Source organism: Acetivibrio mesophilus, from assembly GCF_004102745.1.
Lineage (GTDB): Bacteria > Bacillota > Clostridia > Acetivibrionales > Acetivibrionaceae > Hungateiclostridium > Hungateiclostridium mesophilum.
Window position 1 is genome coordinate 1 of the sequence record NZ_RLII01000052.1, and the last position, 7,646, is coordinate 7,646.

General features: G+C 36.8%; 7 protein-coding genes. 5 read left to right on the top strand and 2 right to left on the bottom strand.

The window, feature by feature from the left end:
• Positions 1-1,017 precede the first annotated feature (1,017 nt).
• Entirely contained in the window at positions 1,018-1,461 is a 444-nt protein-coding gene (locus tag EFD62_RS16780) for a flavodoxin family protein (protein WP_128706547.1), read from the bottom strand.
• Between the two features lie 293 nt (positions 1,462-1,754).
• Here EFD62_RS16780 and EFD62_RS16790 point away from each other — a divergent pair, with 293 nt between their 5' ends.
• Genes EFD62_RS16790 through EFD62_RS16805 form a run of 4 tightly spaced genes read left to right on the top strand, consistent with a single transcriptional unit; the run spans position 1,755 to position 5,901 of the window.
• A complete protein-coding gene (locus EFD62_RS16790; RefSeq protein ID WP_128706548.1) occupies positions 1,755-3,374 on the top strand; it encodes a spore germination protein in 1,620 nt (539 codons plus the stop codon).
• A 16-nt stretch (positions 3,375-3,390) separates the two neighbouring features.
• A complete protein-coding gene (locus EFD62_RS16795) occupies positions 3,391-4,566 on the top strand; it encodes a Ger(x)C family spore germination protein (protein ID WP_128706549.1) in 1,176 nt (391 codons plus the stop codon).
• Between the two features lie 10 nt (positions 4,567-4,576).
• Positions 4,577-5,683 carry a GerAB/ArcD/ProY family transporter gene (locus EFD62_RS16800; RefSeq protein WP_128706550.1) on the top strand — a complete coding sequence of 369 codons (1,107 nt, stop codon included), beginning with the start codon at positions 4,577-4,579 and terminating at the stop codon, positions 5,681-5,683.
• Positions 5,680-5,901 carry a hypothetical protein gene (locus EFD62_RS16805; RefSeq protein WP_128706551.1) on the top strand — a complete coding sequence of 74 codons (222 nt, stop codon included), beginning with the start codon at positions 5,680-5,682 and terminating at the stop codon, positions 5,899-5,901. Before EFD62_RS16800 ends, EFD62_RS16805 begins: the two co-directional genes overlap by 4 nt.
• Before the next feature lie 291 nt (positions 5,902-6,192).
• Here the strand turns inward: EFD62_RS16805 and EFD62_RS16810 are convergent, their stop codons facing one another.
• Complete coding sequence (locus EFD62_RS16810; protein WP_128706552.1) at positions 6,193-7,353, bottom strand: hypothetical protein; 1,161 nt, start codon at positions 7,351-7,353, stop codon at positions 6,193-6,195.
• A 120-nt stretch (positions 7,354-7,473) separates the two neighbouring features.
• Here EFD62_RS16810 and EFD62_RS18245 point away from each other — a divergent pair, with 120 nt between their 5' ends.
• On the top strand, positions 7,474-7,605 hold the full coding sequence (locus tag EFD62_RS18245; RefSeq protein WP_268919990.1) for a hypothetical protein: 132 nt from the start codon (positions 7,474-7,476) through the stop codon (positions 7,603-7,605).
• Positions 7,606-7,646 lie beyond the last annotated feature (41 nt).

The window sequence follows — 7,646 nt, forward strand, 5'->3', positions numbered from 1 at the left end:
CAGGCAGGACTAGCAAGTATTTGCGGCTGAATGCTGAAGGAAGAAGAATATCGGAAAGCCGTATGCGGGAAAACCGCACGTACGGTTTGATGAGGGGGCGGTGGCAATCCCACTGCTCTACTCTATCAAGGTTGTAAACCTTGATTTTACTGGGTTTGTTGGGTTGCATCAAAGTTGTCTACTCAACCTTAAGGGCATAAATGCGTACACGGAAACATATCGAGAGAGTATTTTTGCGGTGAATTTTGAGATCAAAAATTGGTAGGGTTGAGTTGTCAGATTAGATAACGCATAGGTTGAAGAGATAGGATAGATGTTGTATAAACTTGATTCTCATCATTGATATTTATCGTGATTTTTATAATTTTACAAATGATTCCAATTGAATCTTGACAATTATGCTTCTATAAATTACAATTTAAGCAAAATTGTCAACAAGGGATGATATGATGACTGGAACAGAAAAGCTGGATGCATTCATTAGAAACAGTAAAGGCGTAATCACTTCAAAGCTGGCAGCTGATCATGGTATTCATAAATGACAAGGGGACGGGGGTTCTGTCACAACTTGGAGAAACTGCGATCAGCAATGGATATAAAACCTACTATGCGCCTTTTGATACTTTACATCCAAAAGATTATTGATGATGTCTTTTATGTGGAACCAGCTGGGGCAGAACTGCAGGCTTTTTACCTGTGGTTTCGTTGAGACGGTTGTACCACAAAAACTCCAGATGATTTATCTGCATAAAAATAGATTATACAGGCGATAGACAAAGGATGTTCTTGAAGCAGATGAAAGATGTATAACAAGGTGACGGAGGATATTTTGTGAACAATATAATAAAAGCATTGCAAGACAAAGATGATAAAAAAGCATATGCTCTGTTTAAGGAAATTGGTGCAAGATCGGTTGCATCAGATGAATACTATTCCAGGTAATTCTGAGTTAATACAGCCACAAAAATACCATTTACATTAAATTTCCTGACGACTTGCGTTTAAATATTTTCTCATTCATTTGGATATCCTTCTAAAGAATTGTACTGCTCTGGCAATATCTTTCTCGTTTGGTCGGCCTTTTCGTATCCCTCCTACGATTTTAAACGGGCCAAATGTGTCAAATCCGGGACAACCGTATTCACCAACTATATCGGCATTTTTCCCGCTTACCACTGCACGGATTGCCTTAGTATAGAAATGAAACTTTATTCCACAGGTATATATAAAGAAGACCTTTTTGTTGAAGGGTAGATTGCTTTTGGCGAAATCAAGCACCTTCTTGCTGAATTTTTGGTAATAAATGCCCGACGCGAAGCCGATCAGGTCAAATTCACTTAAACTATAAGCAGAGTGCTTTGTAACATCGATTAGCGTTACATTATCCACTGTTGCAATTGCATCAAGAAGTTTTTTAGTGTTTCCGTGATGCCGCGAATAATAAACAATGGCTGTTTTCATAACTCTCCCTCAATATTATTTAAAGTATTTACTGTGACATTCAAGTGATTGATAAGGTGAATCATTTCTTTTATATTCTGCTCTCCCATAGTTGAGATATCTATATATATCGGTTTTTAAGCCCATTCTCCCCAATTGATTTTTGATATATTCAACAGATTGTTTACAAGCGTTGAAAGATATAACTGTATTCATAATAATGGAATCCGTTGAGCATTCAGTATTTTTCAGTTAGTGAATAAATTGCCCATGAAAGTAAAAAATAAATAAAAACTACTTGGGAAGAATTATTTATGTTTGGATATCTTTTTAAGAAAATTCGCTATTTTTCTTTAAAAAATAAAAATGAATGTATGCTTCAGAATACTAAACCAGGTAAGAACAATAGTGAACCAATATCACCTGATTTAGAAAAAAACCTGGAGGTAATTAAAGGTATTCTGCGCGACAGTAGCGATGTAACAACTCACGAGTTCAACTTTGGGCATGACAGAAAATTTAAAGGTGCTCTGATTTTTATCGATAGCTTAACAGATAAGGCAGAAATCCATAAAAATATTCTGCAGCCTTTAATGTATGACGTATTACTGCTCCAGAATAATGTTGATATGGATTTTACCAAAATTGATACTATCAGAAAGAATTTAATTTCCACAACAGATAACCTGAAAGTGACGCTGTTAAGCGATCTGCTTGACAATTTATTGGCAGGAGCAGCCATTCTATTGATAAATGGTTCAAAAGAGGCTTTGGTCATCAAATCCGAGAAGAGGGAATCCCGTGGCATTGAAGAACCAGGAACAGAGTCTGTCGTACGTGGGCCAAGAGAAGGCTTTGTTGAAAATGTAAAAGTAAACATTGCTCTTTTGCGTAGAAAAATTAAAGACACTGACTTATGTATAGAAAAGTTTGTAATTGGTGATAAGTCAAAAACGGATGTATACATTGTATATATTAAAAGTGTGGCCAATCCGAAACTGATTGAAGAAATTAGAATGCGGCTGAAAAGGATAAAAATAGAAGCCATTCTTGAATCAGGATATATTGAGCAATTCATTGAGGATAATCCTTACTCTATTTTCCCTACAATTTCAAACAGTGAAAAACCTGACAAGGTTGCAGCAAAGATACTCGAAGGACGTGCTGCTATTCTGGTTGACGGTACACCTTTTGTTCTTGTGGCGCCCATGGTGTTTATCGAAAGCTTCCAAAGCGTGGAGGACTATTATGCAAGACCGTTTTTTGCAAGCGTTATACGAATAATACGATTTTTGTCCTATATAATCAGTACTCTAGGGCCTGCAATTTACGTAGCGTTGACTGTTTTCCATCAGGAGCTGATACCTACCCAGCTGTTGATATCTATAGCGGAAGGGCGCGAAAGAGTTCCTTTTCCGGCAATAATGGAAGCTTTTTTGATGTTATTTGCCTTTGACCTTTTAAGAGAAGCTGGGGTACGGTTGCCGAAATCAGTAGGACAAACAGTTGGTATTGTTGGAGCTATTGTACTGGGGCAAGCATCTGTTGAGGCCGGCCTTATAAGTCCTATCATGGTAATTGTTGTATCTTCAACAGCCATTGCAAGCTTTGCTGTTCCGGCACAGACCGATTCCGGAACAATACTGCGGTATATATATCTTGCACTTGCCGGAATTGCCGGTGGTTTTGGTGTAATTATGGGCCTTTTGGGAACATTGCTGCATCTTGCATCTTTGAGATCTTTTGGAACACCATATTTATGGCCAGTAGTACCGTTAAACTTTTCAGGTTTAAAGGATGTTTTTATAAGGATGCCGCTATGGGCAATGTCAAAGCGTCCTAAGGCTATTGTCTGGAACGATTTCGATTCCAACAACCAAAATCCGGGCTTAATGCCGTCACCATATAAGAAAGACAACATTGATTCAAAATAAAAGTAGCGAGGTTGCAATGGGAAAAAAGATGAAATTATCAAATATGAAATTAATTTCTTGCTTTTTAATGTTGTTTATCTTATCCGGCTGTATAGGCGCAAGGGAAATAAATGATTTGGAAATTGTAATAGGAATGGGAGTTGATAAGGATGAGAATCCTGAAAACATTTTGCTGACAGCACAGGTAGTTAAAGCTACAGCAGGAAAAGCGTCAGAAAATGAAAGCAGAGGAGAAGACAGCAAGGCATTTTGGAATGTTTCCAGCAGGGGAAATTCAGTTTTTGACGCAGTAAGACAAATAACACACAAGACAGGGAACAGGCTTTTTATATCCCACAATCAGGCTGTGATTTTCGGGAAAGACATAGCTAAAGAGGGTTTACAGGAATATATTGATTTCTTTTTACGCGCCCATGAAATGAGACCTACTGCATTGATCCTTATTGCCGAGGATAGGGCTTCAGACGTTTTGAATGCCAAACCTGAAACTGAAAAGTTTCCTGCTGTAAATATTGCAAAGCTCATTAAGACCTATGGTTTTACATCCAATTTCTATAAAGTGAATATGGAAGATTTTGCCTCATGTCTGCTAAATCCTACAAAAGCTCAGCTGGTACCTTTAGTCAGTATTATTCAGGATGGGGAGTACAAGGATGTTTATGTGTCGGGTATGGTTGTTTTTAAAAAGGGTAAAATGGTTAGCAAACTAACCCATGATGATGTCCGGGGCCTTTTATGGATACTCGGTAAAGTGAAAAGCGGCGTGATAATTGTTCCTTCGCCTAATGAACAAGGAAAGGCTGTTCTAGAAATTATAAAAGCCAAAAGCAAAGTAACACCGGAAATAAAAGATGGCAAAATTGTAATGCATATAAAAATTAGAGAGGAGTCGAGCCTTTCAGAACAGACTACATCCGAAAACCTGGCAACCAATGAAGCGTTTGAAAAAATACAAGAAGCTTCGGCAGAAGTTATCAGAAAGGAAGCAATGGCAGCCTTTAATAAGTCCGTTGAATTGAATGCCGATATTTTTGGTTTTGGCGAAATGCTACATAAAAAGTACAGCAAAGAGTGGAAGACTTTAAAAGATAATTGGGATGAAATATATCCAACTATAGAATTAAACATTGACGTTGAAACAAAGATAATAAAAACCGATTTATTAAAAAAACCTGCATCGCCGAGTGAATAGGAGAAATGATATGAGCATTGAAAAAGGGAAAATCAGCAGTCAGCAATTACTTTTCTTAATTGCCGGTTTTGTTCAAGGGTCAGTTTTATTGATAGATTTTACAGTAGGATTAACTGAACACCAAACATGGATGGTTATATTAGCAGCACTTGCTATAACAACCCCTGTTGTTCTTTCCTATGCAGTGCTTGCAAAAAGGTTCCCAGGGATGAATTTAGTTCAAATTAATGATATGGTATATGGACGTTTTCTGGGAAAAGTTGTATCGGTATATTATATTTTCTTTTTTTTAATGACTTTGTCTTTTAATATTCGTGATGTAGGTGAGCTATATACAACTTTTTTAATGCCAGACACACCGTTTGTTTTCCTGCTGGTAGTTTTTACTGCTACCTGCACATATGCTGTTACTAAAGGTATAGAAGTATTGGCAAGGATAAGCCATCTGTTTGTAGTTACCGGGATATTTATATTAATTAGTACATTCATCTTTTTGATTGACCAAATGGATTTCTCCAAATTTTTACCGTTTTTTGAGCTGCCGTTTATAAGAATATTTCAGGGTATTCATATTGTGTCGATGATTCCCTTTGGGGAAACGGTGGCTTTTCTAATAATTATGGGGTGCCTGAATAATACTGAGCATGTAGTTAAAAACACTTTTTTTGGATTATTAATCGGCGCGGTAAGTCTTCTTATTGGAGCTGCCAGAAACACAGCTGTTTTAGGCAGGACACAAACTATATGGACTTCTCCATCCTTTCAGTCAATCCGTCTTATTGATATTGGGACTGTGTTAACAAGGATGGATTTTCTGATAGGTATTGGACAGACGATATTGATATTTTTAAAATGCAGCCTTTTCTTTTATGTATTGGTAGTGGCTATCTCACAATTACTTGGTTTAAAGTCATATTTACCGCTGGTTTTACCTTTAGCCGCCATCGAGGTCATTATTGCTGCTACTGTTTACCAATCACCTGTAGATCATACTATGATTACACAAAATGCAGGCATTATATATTCCACTCCGCTTGTATTTATTATCCCACCCTTATCGTTATTGATTGCGAAAATACGCGGTTTACCGAAGTCCGAAAGGGGTAAGGGAACATGATATTTATTATATTGATTTATGCTTTCATCATAATAATCAACGTCCCGGGGCTTTTAAAGAGAAAGGAATGGAGGGAACTTACAGCTTTTTCTATCCTATATGTCATTGCTCTTGTATTAGGTTTAATGTACGTTCTTGACATACCTATCCCTAGTCCCATGAAAGGCTTGCAGCATCTTATTGTCGATATATTGGGCATAGAATATCCACAGGGATAGAAGAGGGACGGTTTGAAGTGGTGGTTAATATTAAAACGAAGAAAAGTGCTATAGTAATGGTATAATATGCCAAGAAGCAAATAAAACAGGTTGTTTTTAGGGTTTTGCAAAGGAAAAGCCAGGGGATAAGCTGATTCAGTTGATACTAATTTAAAGGCATGTTGAACTCCTGGTTAGGTGAGTATCCAAATAGTATGATGATTTAAAAGCCATAGGAAGCTTGATTAAATGTTCAAATTCCCATGGCTTTATTCATCTTTTTAATATTTGGTTAATTATAACATAACATATCTATTTAGATTTACAAAAAAAACTCTTAATTTTATTAAATAGGAAAGCTAAAGGAATGAGTATGATTAAAAGTATAATCAGCAGTATTGTTAAAATTATTCTTAAAATTTGAGAAAGTATATTATCATCGGAACCATTGCCATTTATACTAACAGGGCCATTAGGAACATTTGGATCATCTATTACTGCTATAGTTGATGGAATAATACCGGTGATATGCCCATTTATATCTGACTCTACAATGTCAATTTTATAGAGTCCTTCACTAGCTTCATTAAGGTTTTGAATACCAGCACCATTTACGTTTGCATTTGTAATAGTAGAATGAATAATAATAATGTTATTTGTGCTGTCACCTCTTAATACAAGTGTACCATCTTCTGTGGAATCTGATTTCAATATACTATTATTTATTGTTACCGATCCTGTAGTAATAATGCTACCTGAACTTTGACCGCTGCGAACTGCATAGCCTTGTACCTCTAATTTATTACTATCAATAACTAAATTTCCAGGGCCATAGAAGTTTACTCCATTTTCAGAATTACTTAAAGTACAGTTTTGAACAAAAGCATAACCAGATACAGCTCTGAACTGTGCAAGGCTGTGCATATTGGTAGCAGTACAATTGAGTATGGCAATGTTTCTAGAACCTCCGCCTACACTTTGAACTGCTACAGTGGTTCCCAATACACCTTTGAAGGTACATCCGTTAATGGTTACATTATGTGGATAGCAATATCCAACTCTTGGTGGTATTAAGTTAAAATGAATACAATTTTCAGGAGTTCCGGATGATAAATCAAAATTAAGCCCTTGTATTAACAGAGTTTCCGGACTATTAAGATTTCCATTTCCATCTACAACAATTGTATTTTTAAATGTTACTGTTGCCCCAGGTTGTGGTTTCACTACGACATTTTTATTTGGTTGTTGTGCGATATTGAGCTGGTCGGTAACTGTACCTGCTGCTATTTCAATAACAAAATTACTTCCTATGGTTGTAACAACGGCATCTACTGCTGCTTGCACAGATGGGTACGAACCAATTAGTACACCATCTACGGTAAGTGTTGCTGGCGGAGAGTCTGCATATACATTGGTTGAAAGGATTGGCAAGCATATAATCATCGTAAGTAAAAGTAAAAATATCCTCTTCATATTCATCCCCCATATTATAGTTTTGTTATACTATATGCTGATTACATCTTTTCAGTTACGTATTTTGACTAATCTTCTTTGATTTTGTTACATTTGAAATCTTGGGTAGTATGAGGGCCGATGCAGACATCAATTCTGCCCCTCAACTCATGTGGAGACAGTGGTCTTGATGTGTGCGTCCAGCAAAGCTGGCAAATGCTAACAGGTGAAAGTCCTGTAGTGGTAAAGGTAGGGCAGCCACTTAGTCAGTAACCAGCGTATGGAGTAATTCATGCGTTGAAGCGTTACGGAAT

Coding starts and splice junctions, on each gene's coding strand:
- EFD62_RS16780 (WP_128706547.1), bottom strand. CDS start 1,461: ATGAAAACAGCCATTGTTTATTATTCGCGGCATCACGGAAACACTAAA.
- EFD62_RS16790 (WP_128706548.1), top strand. CDS start 1,755: ATGTTTGGATATCTTTTTAAGAAAATTCGCTATTTTTCTTTAAAAAAT.
- EFD62_RS16795 (WP_128706549.1), top strand. CDS start 3,391: ATGGGAAAAAAGATGAAATTATCAAATATGAAATTAATTTCTTGCTTT.
- EFD62_RS16800 (WP_128706550.1), top strand. CDS start 4,577: ATGAGCATTGAAAAAGGGAAAATCAGCAGTCAGCAATTACTTTTCTTA.
- EFD62_RS16805 (WP_128706551.1), top strand. CDS start 5,680: ATGATATTTATTATATTGATTTATGCTTTCATCATAATAATCAACGTC.
- EFD62_RS16810 (WP_128706552.1), bottom strand. CDS start 7,353: ATGAAGAGGATATTTTTACTTTTACTTACGATGATTATATGCTTGCCA.
- EFD62_RS18245 (WP_268919990.1), top strand. CDS start 7,474: ATGCAGACATCAATTCTGCCCCTCAACTCATGTGGAGACAGTGGTCTT.